Annotated in this window: 15 protein-coding genes; 7 read left to right on the forward strand and 8 right to left on the reverse strand. The window is 72.7% G+C overall.

The features are described 5' to 3' along the window. Positions 1–33 precede the first annotated feature (33 nt). On the forward strand, positions 34–1,659 hold the full coding sequence (groL, locus tag BM076_RS10975) for a chaperonin GroEL (protein WP_093713247.1): 1,626 nt from the start codon (positions 34–36) through the stop codon (positions 1,657–1,659). 460 nt (positions 1,660–2,119) lie between these two features. Here groL and BM076_RS10980 read toward each other — a convergent pair whose 3' ends face one another. From BM076_RS10980 to BM076_RS11000, 5 genes are all read right to left on the reverse strand, one after another. Further along, entirely contained in the window at positions 2,120–2,896 is a 777-nt protein-coding gene (locus BM076_RS10980) for an SDR family NAD(P)-dependent oxidoreductase (RefSeq protein WP_093713248.1), read from the reverse strand. A 20-nt stretch (positions 2,897–2,916) separates the two neighbouring features. Then, a complete protein-coding gene (locus BM076_RS10985) occupies positions 2,917–3,612 on the reverse strand; it encodes an MOSC domain-containing protein (protein ID WP_093713396.1) in 696 nt (231 codons plus the stop codon). Between the two features lie 10 nt (positions 3,613–3,622). Continuing rightward, the gene (locus BM076_RS10990; protein WP_093713249.1) at positions 3,623–4,300 is read right to left on the reverse strand and encodes an MOSC domain-containing protein; all 678 of its coding nucleotides are present in this window, start codon (positions 4,298–4,300) and stop codon (positions 3,623–3,625) included. Between the two features lies 1 nt (position 4,301). After that, on the reverse strand, positions 4,302–5,090 hold the full coding sequence (locus BM076_RS10995) for a GNAT family N-acetyltransferase (RefSeq protein WP_093713250.1): 789 nt from the start codon (positions 5,088–5,090) through the stop codon (positions 4,302–4,304). A gap of 473 nt (positions 5,091–5,563) precedes the next feature. Further along, on the reverse strand, positions 5,564–6,670 hold the full coding sequence (locus tag BM076_RS11000; RefSeq protein ID WP_093713251.1) for an aminotransferase class V-fold PLP-dependent enzyme: 1,107 nt from the start codon (positions 6,668–6,670) through the stop codon (positions 5,564–5,566). A gap of 84 nt (positions 6,671–6,754) precedes the next feature. Between BM076_RS11000 and BM076_RS11005 the strand changes: the two genes are divergently transcribed. Continuing rightward, the gene (locus BM076_RS11005; protein ID WP_093713252.1) at positions 6,755–7,660 is read left to right on the forward strand and encodes a LysR family transcriptional regulator; all 906 of its coding nucleotides are present in this window, start codon (positions 6,755–6,757) and stop codon (positions 7,658–7,660) included. Between the two features lie 368 nt (positions 7,661–8,028). Here the strand turns inward: BM076_RS11005 and BM076_RS11010 are convergent, their stop codons facing one another. Beyond that, entirely contained in the window at positions 8,029–8,394 is a 366-nt protein-coding gene (locus BM076_RS11010) for a WhiB family transcriptional regulator (protein WP_245795958.1), read from the reverse strand. Positions 8,395–8,856: 462 nt separating this feature from the next. On the opposite strand from BM076_RS11010, the gene BM076_RS11015 reads away from it, so the two are divergent. The 4 genes from BM076_RS11015 (at position 8,857) to BM076_RS11030 (ending at position 13,435) form a co-directional block, all read left to right on the forward strand. Further along, a complete protein-coding gene (locus BM076_RS11015) occupies positions 8,857–9,468 on the forward strand; it encodes a response regulator transcription factor (RefSeq protein ID WP_003948568.1) in 612 nt (203 codons plus the stop codon). Positions 9,469–9,789: 321 nt separating this feature from the next. Continuing rightward, positions 9,790–10,416, forward strand: a complete 627-nt coding sequence (locus BM076_RS11020; protein WP_245795960.1) for a sigma-70 family RNA polymerase sigma factor — start codon at positions 9,790–9,792, stop codon at positions 10,414–10,416. Positions 10,417–10,543: 127 nt separating this feature from the next. Beyond that, positions 10,544–12,046, forward strand: coding sequence for an IMP dehydrogenase (gene guaB, locus BM076_RS11025; protein ID WP_093713253.1), 1,503 nt, complete (start codon positions 10,544–10,546; stop codon positions 12,044–12,046). Positions 12,047–12,313: 267 nt separating this feature from the next. Beyond that, positions 12,314–13,435 carry a GuaB3 family IMP dehydrogenase-related protein gene (locus BM076_RS11030; protein WP_093713254.1) on the forward strand — a complete coding sequence of 374 codons (1,122 nt, stop codon included), beginning with the start codon at positions 12,314–12,316 and terminating at the stop codon, positions 13,433–13,435. A 72-nt stretch (positions 13,436–13,507) separates the two neighbouring features. On the opposite strand, the gene BM076_RS36555 is transcribed toward BM076_RS11030, so the two are convergent. Then, positions 13,508–14,143: a hypothetical protein gene (locus BM076_RS36555; protein WP_093713255.1), complete on the reverse strand. Its 636-nt coding sequence runs from the start codon at positions 14,141–14,143 to the stop codon at positions 13,508–13,510. A gap of 140 nt (positions 14,144–14,283) precedes the next feature. Continuing rightward, positions 14,284–15,564, reverse strand: coding sequence for a nucleotide sugar dehydrogenase (locus tag BM076_RS11040; RefSeq protein WP_093713256.1), 1,281 nt, complete (start codon positions 15,562–15,564; stop codon positions 14,284–14,286). 256 nt (positions 15,565–15,820) lie between these two features. On the opposite strand from BM076_RS11040, the gene BM076_RS11045 reads away from it, so the two are divergent. Then, entirely contained in the window at positions 15,821–17,527 is a 1,707-nt protein-coding gene (locus BM076_RS11045) for a glycerol-3-phosphate dehydrogenase/oxidase (protein WP_093713398.1), read from the forward strand. Positions 17,528–17,584: the final 57 nt, after the last annotated feature.

The following is a 17,584-nucleotide window of genomic DNA, read 5'->3' on the forward strand; positions in this document are numbered from 1 at the left end:
TGATTTGACGAGTAGACGAGGTAGTTCACAGGCATGGCCAAGATCCTGAAGTTCGACGAGGACGCCCGTCGCGCCCTTGAGCGCGGCGTCAACAAGCTCGCCGACACCGTGAAGGTGACGATCGGCCCCAAGGGCCGCAATGTCGTCATCGACAAGAAGTTCGGCGCCCCCACCATCACCAACGACGGCGTGACCATCGCCCGTGAGGTGGAGCTGGAGGACGCCTACGAGAACCTGGGCGCGCAGCTGGTGAAGGAGGTGGCGACCAAGACCAACGACATCGCGGGCGACGGCACCACCACCGCCACCGTGCTGGCCCAGGCGCTGGTCCGCGAGGGCCTGCGCAATGTCGCCGCCGGCGCCTCCCCGGCCGCCCTGAAGAAGGGCATCGACGCCGCCGTCAAGGCCGTCTCCGAGGACCTGCTGGCCTCCGCCCGCGCCATCGAGGGCAAGGAGGACATCGCCGCCGTCGCCGCCCTGTCCGCGCAGGACAAGCAGGTCGGCGAGCTGATCGCCGAGGCGATGGACAAGGTCGGCAAGGACGGTGTCATCACCGTCGAGGAGTCCAACACCTTCGGCCTGGAGCTGGACTTCACCGAGGGCATGGCCTTCGACAAGGGCTACCTGTCGCCCTACTTCGTCACCGACCAGGAGCGGATGGAAGCGGTCCTCGACGACCCGTACATCCTCATCCACCAGGGCAAGATCGCCTCGATCCAGGATCTGCTGCCGCTGCTGGAGAAGGTCATCCAGTCCGGCGCGTCCAAGCCGCTGCTGATCATCGCCGAGGACGTCGAGGGCGAGGCCCTGTCGACCCTGGTGGTCAACAAGATCCGCGGCACGTTCAACGCCGTCGCCGTCAAGGCGCCCGGCTTCGGCGACCGCCGCAAGGCCATGCTCGGCGACATCGCGACGCTGACCGGCGCCACGGTCATCGCCGAGGAGGTCGGCCTCAAGCTCGACCAGGCCGGTCTCGACCTGCTCGGCACCGCCCGCCGCGTCACCGTCACCAAGGACGACACCACCATCGTCGACGGTGCCGGCGACAAGGCCGAGATCGAGGGCCGCGTCGGCCAGATCAAGGCCGAGATCTCCTCCACCGACTCCGACTGGGACCGCGAGAAGCTCCAGGAGCGCCTCGCGAAGCTGGCCGGCGGCGTCTGCGTCATCAAGGTCGGCGCGGCCACCGAGGTCGAGCTGAAGGAGAAGAAGCACCGCCTGGAGGACGCGATCTCCGCGACCCGCGCGGCCGTCGAGGAGGGCATCGTCTCCGGCGGTGGCTCCGCCCTCGTCCACGCCGTCAAGGTGCTCGGCGAGAACCTCGGCAAGACCGGCGACGAGGCGACCGGTGTCGCCGTCGTCCGCCGCGCCGCCGTCGAGCCGCTGCGCTGGATCGCCGAGAACGCCGGCCTCGAGGGCTACGTCATCACCTCCAAGGTGGGCGAGCTGGAGAAGAACCACGGCTTCAACGCGGCCACCGGCGAGTACGGCGACCTCGTCAAGGCCGGCGTCATCGACCCGGTCAAGGTCACGCGCTCCGCTCTGGAGAACGCGGCTTCGATCGCTTCGCTGCTGCTGACCACGGAGACGCTGGTCGTGGAGAAGAAGGAAGAGGAGGCCGCTGACGCTGGTCAGGGCGGTCACGGTCACTCCCACTGACCTCCGCTTCCCGCCCGGCCCGGCCGCCCCCCACCCCGGGGGCGCCCGGGCCGCGCCTTTTCTCCCGCGAAGTGCGGTGCCCCTCCGGGGCGGGGTGCGTGATCTCCTGCGGAGTGCGGCGCCTGATGTCTCCTGCGGAGTGCGGGAGTCATGTTTTTAGGGGCGCGGGGAACTGCGCGCTCAGCCCCCACTGGCCGGTGGTCGCAAAAACAACAGCGTCTGCCCCGCTGGGGGCGGTTTTTTGTCTGAAGGCGCGCGCGGGCTGGCCGCGCAGTTCCCCGCGCCCCTGACGGGGCATCCCACCTCCGCACAGCGCGGGCGAGGGGCCGCGCCCCTATCGGGCGCCCACTTCCGCCGGCGCAGCGCCGCGTCCCCGCGCCCCTGGAGGGGCATCCCACCTCCGCACAGTGCGGGCAAGGGGCCGCGCCCTTATCGGGCACCCCTCTCCGGAGGAGACGGGTCAGAGTTTGGGGTCGAAGCGGCGGCCGGCACGGGTGGAAGCGGCGGCGTAGAGCCGTGAGGGGACATGCCGGGCGAGGGCGACGGCGAGCTTGTAGCGGACGGAGGGCACGCTGACGGTGCGGCGAAGAGCGAGGTCACGGAGGCACGCCGTGACAACGGCATCCGCGTCGAGCCACGCCACCGCCGGCAGGCGCCCGGCGTCCATGCCGGCCCGGGCGTGGAACTCGGTCCGGACGAACCCCGGGCAGAGAGCGAGCAGCCGCACCCCGGACCCCGCCGCCTCGGCGGCGACCCCTTCCGTGAAGCGGACGACCCACGCCTTGCTCGCCCCGTACGTGCCACGCGGCATAAAAGCCGCGACGGACGCGACGTTGACGACGAAGCCGTACCGCCGCTCCCGCATCGCCCCGACCGCGGCGGCGGTGAGCCGCAGCACCGCCTCGCAGTGCAGCTTGAGCATGCGCAGCTCGTCGGCGACGGGCACGTCGAGGAAGGTGCCGCGGTTGCCGGCGCCGGCGTTGTTGACGAGGACGTCCACCGGCCGCGCCCGGTCCCGCAGCCGGGCCTCGACGGCGGCGATGCCGTCGTCCTCGGTGAGGTCGGCGGGGAGCACCTCCACCTCGACGCCGTACCGCTGCCGCAGGTCCGCCGCGGTGGCGGCGAGCCGCCGCTCGTCGCGGGCGACGAGGACCAGGCCGTGTCCGTCGGCCCCGAGCCGCCGGGCGAAGGCCGCGCCGATGCCGGAAGTCGCGCCGGTGATCAGTGAAGTCGTCATCCCCGCAGCCTAGGACGGGCTCAGGTTCCGGCTCCGGCCGAGGCGGGCCGCAGGCGGCTGCGAATCGTCTCCAGGTACGTGCGGTTGATGGTGTCGGCGGCGACCAGGACGCCCGGCAGCAGCCCGGGTTCGAGCGTCATCGCGCGGAAGAGGTGTGCGACGGTGACGTGGTGGCCGGGGCGGTGGACGACCTCGACGGTGTCGCCGGCCCGGACGTCGCCGGGCGTGATCACCCGCAGGAAGGCGCCGGGCCGCGCGGCCCGCGTGAACCGTTTGACCCAGTGCTCCTCCTCCACCCACCCGGCGAAGGTGCGGCAGGGGATGCGCGGCGAGGTCACCTCAAGGACGAGCCCGGCGGCGCCGATCCGCCAGCGCTCGCCGATGAGGGCGGCGTTGACGTCGAGCCCGGTGGTGGTCAGATTCTCGCCGAAGCGGCCGTCAACCAGCTCCCGCCCGGTCTCCCGCTCCCAGTGGTCGAGATCCTCGCGGGCGTAGGCGTACACGGCCTGCTCGTCGCCGCCGTGGAAGCGCAGGTCGCACACGTCGTCCCCGGCCAGGCCGCTGCCCGCGGCGCCGCGCGGACCGGGCGCGGCGACGGCGACGGGGCCGTCCACCGGCCGCTTCCTGATCCCGGTGCGGTTGCCGTCCGCGTCGGTGTACGGCACGGTCATCGCGCGGGCGACATTGACGGAACGGACGTATGACGGCTTCGGCATGAGCGGCACCCTAGTGCGGTTCGCGGTCGAGGCGGCGGCGAATGGCGGCGCGGTCCTCGGCGGGGAAGGCGTCGAGGCCGACCAGCAGGGGGAGCAGCTCCGGTTCGGTGGTGAGCGCGCGGAAGGACACGGCGACCGTGACCTCGTGGCCGGGCCGGTGCACGACGTCGACCGGGTCGCCCGCGCGGATCTCGCCGGGCTCCAGCACCCGCAGATACGGGCCGGGCAGCGCCTCGCGGGTGAAGCGCCGCAGCCAGCCCGCCTCCTCCAGCCGGCCGGCGAAGGTCGCGCAGGGGATGCGCGGGCAGGAGATCTCCAGCAGCGGGCCCGTACCGGCGGCGCCGATCCGCCAGCGCTCGCCGATCAGGGCGGCGTTGACGTCGATGCCGGCGGTGGTCAGATTCTCGCCGAAGAAGCCGTCGGCGAAGGTGCGGCCCAGCTCGCGGCCCCAGTGGTCGAGGTCCTCGCGGGCGTAGGCGTACACGGCCTGGTCGGCGCCGCCGTGGTGCTTGACGTCGTGGGCGCGGTCGCCGGCCAGGCCGACGGCCCCGGTGCCCTTGGGGCCCGGCGCGCTGACCCGTACGGGGCCGGTGACCGGCCGCTTGTCGATGCCGGTGGCCGGCAGCCGCTTCCAGGGGTTGGGGCGGGGGCGGCCGATGTTGACGCTCAGCAGCGTGGCGGGCGGCATGTCAGCCCTGGAGGAGATAGGGCGTGGTGACGCTCAGGGCGGCGAAGCCGAGGCGCTGGAGGATGGGCCGGCTCTGGTCGGAGGCGTCGACCTGGAGGTAGCGGTAGCCGCGCGCGGCGGCGATACGGGCGCGGTGCGCGACCAGCGCGCGGTAGATGCCGCGGCCGCGCCACTGCTCGGCGGTGCCGCCGCCCCACAGGCCGGCGAAGTCGGTGCCCGGGTGCAGTTCCATACGGGCCGCGGAGACGGGGCGGTCGCCCGCCATCGCGAGCGTCATCAGGACGGTGTCGGGGGAGTCGGCCAGCGCGCCGAGCAGCCGCGTACGCAGCCGGTCCGCGCTGGCGCCGAACGCTTCCTCGTGCACCTTCGCCACCAGATCCACCCCGGCGGCGTCCGTCACGTCCACCAGCCGCACCCCGTCCGGCAGTACCGGCTCCTGCGGCAGTCGCGCCACCTCGGCGACCATCAGGGTCTCCGGCGGCTCCGGTACGAAGCCGGCCTTCCGCAGGCGCTCGCCCAGGTCGGCGGGGCGGTCGTGCGAGTAGAGCTTCCACTCGAATTCGCGGCCCTCGCCCTCGGGGGACCGCAGCCACGCGACCTGCGCGGCGATCGCGGCGTCGGCACTGTCCTCGTCCAGCTCCGACCAGAGCACCCCGGTCCAGTCGTGCACCGCGGCCCCCACCTGCCGCACCACCCCGCCCCCGGCCTCCACCCGGGTCCCCACCCCCTCCGGCGGCGCGTCCCGCCGCATCTGCCGGTCAAAGATCTCCCGCATCTCACCGTTGCCCATCCCCCCATCCCAACACGCCCCCGCCCGGCCCCCAACCGATTTCCGCCTCCGGCGCGGCAGCGGAAAGCGCGCTGCGCGCGCCGGCGAGGAAGCCCTGACGCGCTGCGCGCGGACGGAGGGGGTTGGGCGCTGCGCGCGGGCGGAGGGGGTGGCGTACGGCGCTGCGGGCGCGGCAGCGGCGGCGCTGGGCTTCGAGGCGCGGGCGCGGCGGGCGCCAGGGTGGTGGACGGCACGTCCACCGGCAGCCCGGGCGCGGCGGGTGCTGGCGCGGCAGGGGCGAAGGGTCGGAGCGTGGCGCGGAGGCGGACAGGGCGACGTCGGCGGAAGGGTGTTGCGCGGGGGCGCGGCAGTGGGGAGGTGCCGGAGCGCGCGGCAGGCGCAAAGCGCTGGTGCGTTGCGCGTGGGCGTGGGCGTGGGCGTGGCGGCGTTGACGGTCCGGAGCGCGGCGGGAGCCCCGTCGTGTCGGGGGCGGGTCAGGACAGGGCTTGGAGGGCGGTTTCCACGTCGGTGGGGGTGTTGTGGAGGTGGAAGGCGAAGCGGAGGTTGCCGGCGCGGGCGGAGTGGGTGATGGCGGCGGCGGTGAGGCGGGGGGAGGCGGCGGCGGGGAGGTCGGGGACGGCGACGATGGGGGTGGGGAACGGGGCCGGGACGGGGGTGTGGCCCAGGGCGGTGAGGCCGGCGCGGAAGCGGGCCGCGAGGGCCGTGCCGTGGGCGTGGAGCGCGGGGACGCCGACGGCCTCGATCAGGGAGAGGGAGGCGGCGGCGCCGACGAAGGGGAGATAGGCGGGGCGGGCGTCGAAGCGGCGGGCGCCGGGCGCGAGCCGCTCGATCGGTCCGTAGCAGGACGTCCACGGGTCGTCGGCGGCGTACCAGCCCGCGAAGGCGGGCGACAGCGTCGGCTCGGCGCCCGCCCGTACGGTCAGGAAGCAGGCACCGTGCGGGCTGATCAGCCACTTGTAGGCGTGGCACACCAGATAGTCGTAGTCGTCCGCGCACACCGGCAGCCAGCCGACCGACTGGGTGCCGTCCAGCAGCGTACGGGCGCCGTGCTCCGCCGCCGCGGCCCGGATCGCGGCCAGGTCGGCGACCCGCCCGTCCGCGGACTGCGCGGCGCTGACGGCGACCAGCGCGGTGCCGGGCCGTACGGCGTCGGCGACGGCCTCCAGCGGCACGATCCGCAGCTTCAGGTCGGTACGGGCCGCGAAGGGGTGCACGAGCGAACTGAAGTCCCCGTCCGCGACGACCACCTCGGCGCCCGCCGGCAGCTGCGCCGCGATCAGCCCGACGCTCCCGGCGACCGTGCTCGCCAGCGCGACCCGTTCGACCGGCACCCCGGTGATCCGGCCGAAGGCGGCCCGCGCGGCGACCACCGCGGCCTCGAAGCCGCCGGTGTCGGGCCGCCCGGCGGCCCACGCGTCGACCGCCGCGCGCAGCGCCGTCGCGGTACGGGCCGGCAGCAGCCCGAGCGTGGCGGTGTTCAGATACGGCGCGCCGGCGTCGAGGCCGGCGTACTCCGCGCGGACGAGGTCGGCCGTCGCGCTGTCGAAAGCCCCGTCGGGGGTCCTGTCGGAGGTTTCCATGACTCCTCAGCCTGGGCCGATCCCGCCCCAAAGTCCATTGCCGATATCTGTCGAGTACCCCTAAGAACCGCTTATGGTTGACGGATGATCGAGGCACGTCATCTCAGGGTGCTGCGCGCCGTCGCCCGTACCGGCTCCTTCTCCGCCGCCGCCCGCGAACTGGGCTGCACCCAGCCCGCCGTCAGCCAGCAGATGAAGGCGCTTGAGCACTCCGCGGGCACCCCGCTGCTGATCCGCGGGCCGCGCGAGATGCGGATGACGGAGGCGGGCGAGGCGCTGGTACGGCACGCGGCCGGCATCCTCGCCGGGCTGACCGCCGCCGAGGAGGAGGTCGCGGCGATCGCCGGGCTGCGGGCGGGCCGCGTACGGCTGGCGTCGTTCCCCTCGGGCAGCTCCACCCTGGTGCCGAGCGCGGTCGCGGCGATGCGCTCGCAGTACCCGGGCACGAAGGTCTCCCTGGAGGAGGCCGAACCGCCGCGCTCGGTGGAGATGCTGCGGGCGGGCGACTGCGACATCACGCTCGCCTTCCGTTACGTGGATCTGCCGACGCCCGCCGAGGAGTCCTGGGCCGATCTCGTGGTCAGGCCGCTGCTCACCGACCGGCTGGTCGGGGTGGTGCCGGACGGCCACCCCTTCGCGCTCGACGGGCGGCCGGTCGACATCGGCGAACTGGCCGACGAGCAGTGGATCGCGGGCTGCCCGCGCTGCCGCCGGCACCTCGTGGAGGTGTGCGAGCGGGCCGGGTTCACGCCGCGGATCGATTTCGCCACGGACGACTATCCGGCGGTCGTGGGGCTCGTCGCCGCCGGGCTCGGGGTGGCCGTCCTGCCCGAGCTGGCTCTGGAGTCCGTACGGCCCAAGGGGGTCGCCGTGGTCGAGGTGCGGCCGGCCGTCCAGCGCGAGGTCGTCGCCCTCACCCTGCCCGACCTCGCCAACGTGCCGGCGGTCGACATGATGCTTGGGCGCCTCGCGCTCGCGGCCACCCGATAACCCGCGCCCCCGCGGGCCGCGGCCCCCCGTACCCGCACCCCTGCGGAACCGGGCGCCCCACCGGGGGCGCGGCCCCTATACGGAGAAGGGATGCCCCGTCAGGGGCGCGGGGAACTGCGCGGCCCGCCCCCACCGGCCCGGTGGTCGCGAAACAACAGCGTCTGCCCCGCTGGGGCGGTCTTTTGCCCGCACCACGGATGTGGCTGAGCGCGCAGTTCCCCGCGCCCCTAAAAGACCTCAGGCGCCGCCTGCCCCGAAGGCGCCCCCCTCCGCAGGAGATCAGGCACCCCCGGCAGGGGATCGGGCGCCGCACCCCGCAGGAGGGGGCCTCAGGCACCGTTCTCCGCAAGCGCTCCGCAGGAGGGGCCTCAGGCGTGGGAGGGGCTGGCCTCGGGTTCGACGTCGGCGTCGAGGTCGAGCTCGTCGTCGTCCGCGGCATCGGAAGCCGGAACCCGCGAGCGCGAGCGCCCCATCATCGCCTCACGATCGTCCTCGGTGAGCCCGCCCCAGACCCCGTAGGGCTCGCGGACGGCGAGGGCGTGGGTGGCGCATTCCGCGCGGACGGGGCACCGCATGCACACCTCTTTGGCGGATGCCTCGCGCGCGCTCCGGGCGGCGCCCCGCTCGCCCTCGGGGTGGAAGAAGAGCGAGCTGTCGACGCCTCGGCAGGCGGCCACGAGCTGCCAGTCCCAGAGGTCGGCGTTCGGGCCGGGAAGGCGGGAGAAGTCTGCCATTGCTTGTCCCCTCGGAAGGTCTCTGTCGGTCAAGGGAGGAGCCCGCGTCTCGACCGTACATCTACTGTCGTAGTAGATGTAAATATGACTCATCGCCAATCTAGTGGCGAATAGCCCACAAGGCGCGAAAGAGCGGCCAAACAGTGCAAAGTGCGACATACAACCCGTTCGGCAGTATCCGGGCGGCGCCCATCGAGCGCAGATGAATCGTTCCGCCTCCGAAATACCGCCCGTCTCACCCGTCTGACCTGCGGCACCGGCATTCCGTGCCCGCATGATCACGTAGAGTGCCGAAGGCCGTCGGCAAACTTCGTAACTCTTTCGGGTGAGGGTCGTTGAGTCTGGCGGAAGCGGTTGGCGGACAAACGAATCGGGCAGGTGCCCGAGCCCGTCAGCCTCAACGGTGAACATTCGTACAGCCTGGAGGCACAACGTGACGCGGTTCAGCTGCGGAGGGCGGTCATGACTTCCGTCCTCGTCTGCGACGACTCCCCGCTCGCCCGAGAGGCCCTGCGCCGCGCGGTGGCCACCGTGCCCGGCGTCGAGCGCGTGACCACGGCCGCCAACGGCGAGGAAGTCCTCCGCCGCTGGGGTGCCGACCGGTCGGACCTGATCCTGATGGACGTCCGGATGCCCGGCCTCGGCGGGGTGGAGACCGTACGCCGGCTGCTGTCCGCGGACCCCGGCGCCCGGATCATCATGCTCACGGTCGCCGAGGACCTGGACGGGGTGGCCCTGGCCGTCGCCGCCGGTGCCCGCGGCTACCTGCACAAGGACGCCTCGCGCGCCGAACTGCGCGCCACCGTCACGCAGGCGCTCGCCGACCCCACCTGGCGGCTGGCCCCGCGGCGGCTGCGCTCGGCCGAGATGGGCGCCGCGCCCACCCTGACCGCCCGCGAGATCCAGGTCCTCGAAGGCATGAGCCACGGCCGGTCCAACGCCGAGATCGGCCGCGAGCTGTTCCTGTCCGAGGACACCGTCAAGACGCACGCGCGGCGGCTGTTCAAGAAGCTCGGCGCGTCCGACCGGGCCCACGCCGTGGCGCTCGGTTTCCGCTGGGGCCTGGTCCGCTGACCGGTCGTGCCGTACGCCCGCGGGCGCGGCCGATACGGCGAAGTCGCCCACAAATCCTCGGTTTCCCGGGGGAGGACGCATGCTTGACGTATGGACTTCCTCGGGGATCGGCGGGGGCCGCACATGGTGGAGATGACAGCGTCGGCTTCGGCCGCACATGGCCCGGCTCACAGCGCAGGCCACAACGCGGGCCACAGCGCAGGTCACGGTGCAGGTCAGGATGTGGGTCACGGCGCGGCCCCCGGCCCCGCGCATAACGCTTCGGCGCAGAAATACGGCCGCGATGACGCGGATCGCGGTGCGGCGAGGCACCATGGGTGGATGCGCGACGACGACACTCCGGCCATCGGTGCCCTTGTCCGGCGCGCAGTCGACGGCGACGAGCAGGCGACGCACGATCTGCTCGCCCATGTCCACCCGCTCGCGGAGCGGTACTGCCGCACCAAATTGGCCCGTCTCCCGGGTGACGCGCGGCACTTCGTGGACGACCTCGCCCAGGAGGTCTGCCTCGCGGTGCTGTGCGCGCTGCCGCGCTACCGCGATCTGGGGCGGCCGTTCGAGGCGTTCGTCGTCTCCATCGCCGCCCACAAGGTCGCCGACCTCCAGCGGGCCGCCATGCGCGGGCCGGGCAGCACCGCCGTACCGTCCGACGAGATGCCGGAGAAGCCCGACGACTCGCTCGGCCCGGAGGAGCGCGCGCTGCTCAACAGCGACGCCGCCTGGGCCAAGAAACTGCTCGACAGCCTCCCCGACCACCTGCGCGAACTGGTGCTGCTGCGGGTCGCGATCGGGCTGAGCGCCGAGGAGACCGGCCAGGTGCTCGGGATGTCGCCGGGCGCCGTACGGGTGGCCCAGCACCGCGCGCTCAGCAGGCTGCGGGCGCTGGCCGAACAGACGCAGACGGCGGGCGCACCGGCCGCCGAGGGCGCCCGCGGCCTCACGGCGTAGCGCTCCACGGACCCTTTTCGTACCTTTTTCGTACGTCCGTACGGGAGTGCCCGAGCGCGTCGGAGGAATACCGGCGGAGCCTCTACCATTGAACAACTCGCCGGGCAAGACCATTCGGGAAGGTGTCATGACGCTGAACGCCGACGGAGTAGCGGAGAAGTTCGCCACGCTCGGGCTCACCTACGACGATGTGCTGCTGCTGCCGGGGGCGTCCGACGTCCTGCCCAACGAGGTGGACACCTCGTCGCTGATCTCGCGCAACGTCCGGGTGAACATCCCGCTGCTGTCCGCCGCCATGGACAAGGTCACCGAGGCCAGGATGGCCATCGCGATGGCCCGGCAGGGCGGCGTCGGCGTGCTGCACCGCAATCTGTCCATCGAGGACCAGGTCAACCAGGTGGACCTGGTCAAGCGGTCCGAGTCCGGCATGGTCACCGACCCGATCACCGTCCGCCCCGACGCCACGCTCGCCGAGGCGGACGCGCTGTGCGCCAAGTTCCGGATCAGCGGTGTGCCGGTCACCGACGAGGGCGGCAAGCTGCTCGGCATCGTCACCAACCGCGACATGGCCTTCGAGAGCGACCGCTCCCGCCGGGTCCGCGAGGTCATGACGCCGATGCCGCTGGTCACCGGCAAGGTCGGCATCTCCGGTGTGGACGCGATGGAACTGCTGCGCCGCCACAAGATCGAGAAGCTGCCGCTGGTCGACGAGGACGGCCGGCTCAGCGGCCTGATCACCGTCAAGGACTTCGTCAAGGCCGAGCAGTACCCGAACGCCGCCAAGGACGCCGAGGGCCGGCTGCTGGTCGGCGCGGCCGTCGGCGCCAGCCCCGAGGCGCTGGACCGCGCCCAGGCGCTGGTCGGCGCGGGCGTGGACTTCCTCGTCGTGGACACCTCGCACGGCCACAACAGCAACGCGCTCAACTGGATGTCCAAGATCAAGTCCGCGGTCGGCGGGGTCGACGTGGTCGGCGGCAACATCGCCACCCGCGACGGCGCCCGCGCCCTCATCGACGCCGGTGTCGACGGCGTCAAGGTCGGCGTCGGACCCGGCTCCATCTGCACCACCCGCGTCGTCGCCGGCATCGGCGTCCCGCAGGTCACCGCCATCCACGAGGCCGCGCAGGCGTGCATCGACGCCGGGGTGCCCGTCATCGGTGACGGTGGTCTCCAGTACAGCGGCGACATCGGCAAGGCGCTGGCCGCCGGTGCGAGCAGCGTCATGCTCGGCAGCCTGCTCGCCGGGTGCGAGGAGTCCCCGGGCGAGCTGCTCTTCATCAACGGCAAGCAGTTCAAGTCCTACCGGGGCATGGGGTCGCTCGGCGCGATGCAGTCCCGCGGCCAGGGCCGCTCGTACTCCAAGGACCGCTACTTCCAGGCCGAGGTCGCCTCCGACGACAAGCTCGTGCCCGAGGGGATCGAGGGGCAGGTGCCCTATCGCGGCCCCCTGGCCGCCGTCCTCCACCAGCTCGTCGGCGGCCTCCGCCAGACCATGGGCTACGTCGGCGCGGCCTCCGTCCCGGAGATGGAGTCGAAGGGGCGCTTCGTCCGCATCACCGCCGCGGGACTCAAGGAGTCCCACCCCCACGACATCCAAATGACGGTCGAAGCTCCCAACTATCACGGGTAATGGCTTGCCCTTTTCCCGCACCTCTGCGGAGGAGGGTGCCCCGTAGGGGCGCGGGGAACTGCGCGAGCAACCCGCCACCGGGCCGGTGGTCGCATAAACAACAGCGTCTGCCCCGCTGGGGGCGGTTTTTGACCCGCGCCACGGATGTGGCTGAGCGCGCAGTTCCCCGCGCCCCTGATGGTTACCGTCCTCCGCGGGAGGGGCGAGCCCGCCCCCGGGGCGACCGGGGATACTAGGGGGCGCAGGCCAAACGGAAAGGCACAGGACGTGACAGAGATCGAGATCGGCCGGGGCAAGCGTGGCCGCAGGGCATACAGCTTCGACGACATCGCCGTCGTGCCCAGTCGGCGCACCCGGGACCCGAAAGAAGTCTCGATCGCCTGGCAGATCGACGCCTACCGCTTCGAGCTGCCGTTCCTCGCGGCGCCGATGGACTCGGTGGTGTCGCCGGAGACGGCGATCAGGATCGGCAACCTCGGCGGCCTCGGGGTGCTGAACCTGGAGGGTCTGTGGACCCGCTACGACGACCCGGAGCCGCTGCTCGCGGAGATCTCGGAGCTGGACGACAGCCGGGCCACCGCGCGCCTCCAGGAGATCTACGCGGCGCCGATCCGCGAGGAGCTGATCGGGCAGCGGATCAAGGAGGTGCGGGACGCGGGCGTGGTGACCGCCGCCGCGCTGTCGCCGCAGCGCACCGCGCAGTTCTCCAAGGCCGTGGTGGACGCGGGCGTCGACCTGTTCGTGATCCGCGGCACGACCGTCTCGGCCGAGCACGTCTCCGGCTCGCACGAGCCGCTGAACCTCAAGCAGTTCATCTACGAGCTCGACGTGCCGGTGATCGTCGGCGGCTGCGCCACGTACACCGCCGCCCTGCACCTGATGCGGACCGGCGCCGCGGGCGTCCTGGTCGGCTTCGGCGGCGGCGCGGCGCACACCACGCGCAATGTGCTGGGCATCCAGGTGCCGATGGCGACCGCGGTCGCCGATGTGGCGGCGGCCCGCCGGGACTACATGGACGAGTCCGGCGGCCGGTACGTGCACGTCATCGCCGACGGCGGGTTCGGCGCCAGCGGCGACCTGCCCAAGGCGGTCGCGTGCGGCGCGGACGCGGTGATGATGGGCTCCCCGCTGGCCCGCGCCACCGACGCGCCTGGCCGCGGTTTCCACTGGGGCATGGAGGCCGTCAACACCGAGCTGCCGCGCGGCAAGCGGATGAATCTGGGCACCGCCGGGACCACCGAGGAGATCCTGCTCGGCCCGTCGCACGCGCCCGACGGTTCGATGAACTTCTTCGGCGCCCTGCGCCGCTCGATGGCCACCACCGGCTACTCCGACCTGAAGGAGTTCCAGCGCGTCGAGGTCACGGTCTCCCCGACCCACCACCGCTGAGCCGTATACGACAACGGCGAGGGGCCGTACCGCATCGAGCGGTACGGCCCCTCGCCGTTGTCATAGGTCGCGTCAGCGCTGGCCGGCGGACCGGGTGACGCCGAAGCCGATGGCACCGGCCACGGCCAGGTACAGGAAGCGCAGGAAGCCGAAGTCGTGCTTCCACGAGTCCAGCAGGTCGCCGAAGTGGTGCAGGAAGATGTCGCCGACCGACAGCGAACCGCCCTGGCTGGACACGTAGTGGCTGATCACCAGCGCGCCGCCGAAGAGTTCGCCGAACACCACCGCGAACAGCGCGAGGACGATGCCCACGACGGGCAGCGCGGGGTTGCGGCCGCCCGCCTTGCCGACGGCGAGACCGACGATCGCGCCGACGGCGATGGCCATCAGCCGGAATTCGTGCGTGGTGCCGTCGTCGTCGGACAGCGCGCGCAGGATGCCGCCGTAGGCGAGGGCCGCGGCCAGCGCCGCCGCGATGCCGACGATGATGCCCAGACCCACGTTGTCGCGCCCCCGGACGGCCGGGGCCGGCGGCGGGTATGCGCCCGGGTTGAAGGCGCCACCCGGCTGCGGCGCTCCCCAGCCCTGCTGGGGCTGCTGGCCGTACGGGGCCTGCGGCTGCTGCGGGTAGCCGCCCTGCTGGGGCGGCCCGGCCGCGTAAGGGTTCTGGCCGCCCTGCGGCTGCGGCGGCGGGTAGTTGGCGCTCATGGGGTCCCCCGAGATGCGGCGTTCGTACGAAGAGTGACGCCGAAATCTAGCAGGAGAGGATGACAATCGGACAAGACGATGCATCCGGTCGTTACACGACCACTACACCCCGAACGCCGGCGTGACCGCCGGGGAACGCCCTAGAGCCGCGCCGCGGCCCCCGCGGGGGTGGCGCCCCGGGTGTCCAGCAGGAGCTGGGCCTTCACGGCCAGGCCCTGGAGGTCGTAGGTGCGGTGGTGCTGGAGCAGCAGCGTGAGGTCGGCCTCGGCGGCGGCCTCCCACAGCGAGTCGGCGCGCGGCACCGGACGGTCGAGAACGCGCCACTGCGGCACGTACGGGTCGTGGTAGCAGAGCTGGGCGCCGAGTTCGATCAGCCGGGTGCCGATCTCGCCGGCCGGGGAGCCCTCCTGGGAGCCGAGGTCGGCCTTGTAGGTGACACCGAGCAGCAGGACGCGGGCGCCGCGCAGCGACTTGCCGTGCTCGTTGAGCAGCGCGGCGGCGCGCTGGACGACGTAGCGCGGCATGCGGGAGTTGACCTCCTGGGCGAGTTCGACCATCCGCAGCGGGTGGCCGAGCATCCGGGCCCGTCCGTGCGGGGGCACGGCGGTGAACAGCGGGACGGCGTTGGGGTCGAGGGCGGCGGCCGGGCCGCCGACGCCGGGCCCGGGGCGGAACGCCTGGAAGCCGAACGGCTTGGTCTCCGCGCACCGGATCACGTCCCACAGGTCCACGCCGAGGTCGTGGCAGAAGACCGCCATCTCGTTGGCGAAGGCGATGTTGACGTGCCGGTAGTTGGTCTCCAGCAGATTGACCGCCTCGGCTTCGCGCGGCCCGCGGGCGCGCACGATCCGCTCGGTGAAGCGCCCGTAGAAGGCGGCGGCGGCCTCGGTGCAGGCGGGGGTGCAGCCGCCGATCACCTTGGGGGTGTTGGCGAGCTGGAAGTCGCGGTTGCCGGGGTCGAGGCGGCTGGGGGAGTAGGCGAGGTGGAAGTCGCGTCCGGCCCGCAGCCCGTCGGCCTCCAGCAGCGGGCGCAGGTATCCCTCGGTGGTGCCGGGGTAGGCGGCCGATTCGAGGACGACGGTGGTGTGCGGGCGCAGGTGCGCGGCGAGCGCGCGGGCCGCGGCCGTCACCGCCGTCAGGTCGAGGGCGCGGTCCTCGCCGAGCGGAGTGGGGGCACAGATGACGGCGGTCCTGACCCGGCCGAGCACAGCGGGGTCGGCGGTGGCCCGGAAGCCCAGGGCGAGCATCCGGCGCAGATCGGCGGCGGCGAGCGTACCGGGCGGTACGCGGCCGGCGTTGATGTCGGCTGCGGCGGCGGGGTCGGGTTCGTAGCCGATCACGCCGATGCCCGCGGCGGTCGCCGCCTGGGCGAGGGGAAGTCCGGTGCGGCCGAGTCCGAGCACTGCGAGGTCTGCGGGCATGGGGTTCAGTCCTCTCCCTTGCGGCCACCGCGGGGGACACCTCGAATGGCTCCACGGACAGCGTTAAAACAGGCTAACCAGACAAATGACTGATATGACCGCACGGCGCGCCGTGCGGTCCGAGCCAGGACAGCCCGGTCACCCCCTCTACGGCGGGTCAAGGGTGGCCGCCCGCCCCGGTGGCGGTCACTATCGAGTGGAGGGCTTGTCCACCGCGGCGGCACGCGTGAGCGCCGCCACCATGGGAGGCACACGGATGCGTACGTCAACACTGGGCCCCGCCGAGCGGGCCGGAGCGCTGGCCCGGATGGCCGAGCACGAACTGGACCTGCTGGTCGTGGGCGGCGGGGTGGTCGGCGCCGGTACGGCCCTGGACGCCGCCACCCGTGGCCTGTCCACCGGCCTGGTGGAGGCCCGCGACTGGGCGTCCGGCACCTCCAGCCGGTCCAGCAAACTGATCCACGGCGGTCTGCGCTATCTGGAGATGCTGGACTTCGCGCTGGTCCGCGAGGCGCTCAAGGAGCGTGGCCTGCTGCTGGAGCGCCTGGCCCCGCACCTGGTGCGGCCGGTGCCCTTCCTCTACCCGTTGCAGCACAAGGGGTGGGAGCGGCTCTACGCGGGCTCCGGCGTCGCGCTGTACGACACCATGTCCGTGTCCTCCGCGCACGGCCGCGGCCTGCCCGTGCACCGCCACCTCACCCGTAAGCACGCCCTGCGGGTCGCCCCGGCGCTGCGCAAGGACGCCCTGGTCGGCGCGCTCCAGTACTACGACGCGCAGGTCGACGACGCCCGCTTCGTCACCACCCTGGTGCGCACCGCCGCCTCCTACGGCGCCCAGGTCGCCAACCAGGCGCGGGTGGTCGGCTTCCTGCGCGAGGGCGAGCGGGTGGTCGGCGCCCGGGTGCAGGACGGCGAGCAGGGCGGCGAGTACGAGATCCGCGCCAAGCAGATCGTCAACGCCACCGGGGTGTGGACCGACGACACGCAGGCGCTGATCGGCGAGCGCGGCCAGTTCCACGTCCGCGCCTCCAAGGGCATCCACCTGGTGGTGCCCAAGGACCGCATCCACTCCACGACCGGGCTGATCCTGCGCACCGAGAAGAGCGTGCTGTTCGTCATCCCGTGGGGCCGGCACTGGATCATCGGCACCACCGACACCGACTGGGACCTGGACAAGGCCCACCCGGCGGCCTCCAGCGCGGACATCGACTATCTGCTGGAACACGTCAATTCGGTGCTGGCCACCCCGCTGACCAGGGACGACGTTCAGGGCGTCTACGCCGGCCTGCGCCCGCTGCTGGCCGGCGAGTCCGACGCCACCAGCAAGCTGTCGCGCGAGCACACCGTGGCGCACCCCGTACCGGGCCTGGTCGTGGTCGCGGGCGGCAAGTACACGACGTACCGCGTGATGGCCAAGGACGCGGTCGACGAGGCCGTGCACGGCCTGGACCACCGGGTGGCCGAGTGCTGCACCGAGGACGTGCCGCTGATCGGCGCCGAGGGCTACAACGCGCTGTGGAACGCCCGCGCCCGCACCGCCGCCCGCACCGGTCTGCACGTCGCCCGGATCGAGCACCTGCTGGGCCGCTACGGCTCGCTGACCGAGGAAGTGCTCGCGCTGATCGCCGAGGACCCGTCGCTGGGCGCCCCGCTGGGCTCGGCCGAGGACTATCTGCGCGCCGAGGTCGTCTACGCGGCGCAGTACGAGAGCGCCCGGCACCTGGACGACGTGCTCGCGCGGCGCACCCGGATCTCGATCGAGACCTTCGACCGCGGCACCCGCTGCGCCCGCGAGGCCGCCGAATTGATGGCCCCCGTGCTGGGCTGGGACAAGGACCAGATCGACAAGGAAGTTGCCTATTACGAGAAGCGCGTCGAGGCCGAACGCGAATCGCAACTCCAGCCCGATGATCTGACCGCGGATGCCGCGCGGCTGGGCGCTCCGGATATCGTGCCTCTCTAGGCACGGCGCGGATCGGGGGATACGCGGCGTGCGTCGGGGGAGTGGGCGGAAGGGCGC

It is taken from the genome of Actinacidiphila alni (assembly GCF_900112845.1).
Classification (GTDB): domain Bacteria; phylum Actinomycetota; class Actinomycetes; order Streptomycetales; family Streptomycetaceae; genus Actinacidiphila; species Actinacidiphila alni.

Excerpts from the sequence above, each read along its gene's own strand:
- BM076_RS11010 (WP_245795958.1), bottom strand. The coding sequence starts at position 8,394 with ATGGCAGACTTCTCCCGCCTTCCCGGCCCGAACGCCGACCTCTGGGAC.
- BM076_RS11000 (WP_093713251.1), bottom strand. The coding sequence starts at position 6,670 with ATGGAAACCTCCGACAGGACCCCCGACGGGGCTTTCGACAGCGCGACG.
- BM076_RS11020 (WP_245795960.1), top strand. The coding sequence starts at position 9,790 with ATGCGCGACGACGACACTCCGGCCATCGGTGCCCTTGTCCGGCGCGCA.
- BM076_RS11015 (WP_003948568.1), top strand. The coding sequence starts at position 8,857 with ATGACTTCCGTCCTCGTCTGCGACGACTCCCCGCTCGCCCGAGAGGCC.
- BM076_RS10980 (WP_093713248.1), bottom strand. The coding sequence starts at position 2,896 with ATGACGACTTCACTGATCACCGGCGCGACTTCCGGCATCGGCGCGGCC.
- BM076_RS10985 (WP_093713396.1), bottom strand. The coding sequence starts at position 3,612 with ATGCCGAAGCCGTCATACGTCCGTTCCGTCAATGTCGCCCGCGCGATG.
- BM076_RS10995 (WP_093713250.1), bottom strand. The coding sequence starts at position 5,090 with ATGGGCAACGGTGAGATGCGGGAGATCTTTGACCGGCAGATGCGGCGG.
- BM076_RS11005 (WP_093713252.1), top strand. The coding sequence starts at position 6,755 with ATGATCGAGGCACGTCATCTCAGGGTGCTGCGCGCCGTCGCCCGTACC.
- BM076_RS10990 (WP_093713249.1), bottom strand. The coding sequence starts at position 4,300 with ATGCCGCCCGCCACGCTGCTGAGCGTCAACATCGGCCGCCCCCGCCCC.
- guaB (WP_093713253.1), top strand. The coding sequence starts at position 10,544 with ATGACGCTGAACGCCGACGGAGTAGCGGAGAAGTTCGCCACGCTCGGG.
- BM076_RS11045 (WP_093713398.1), top strand. The coding sequence starts at position 15,821 with ATGCGTACGTCAACACTGGGCCCCGCCGAGCGGGCCGGAGCGCTGGCC.
- BM076_RS11040 (WP_093713256.1), bottom strand. The coding sequence starts at position 15,564 with ATGCCCGCAGACCTCGCAGTGCTCGGACTCGGCCGCACCGGACTTCCC.
- groL (WP_093713247.1), top strand. The coding sequence starts at position 34 with ATGGCCAAGATCCTGAAGTTCGACGAGGACGCCCGTCGCGCCCTTGAG.
- BM076_RS36555 (WP_093713255.1), bottom strand. The coding sequence starts at position 14,143 with ATGAGCGCCAACTACCCGCCGCCGCAGCCGCAGGGCGGCCAGAACCCT.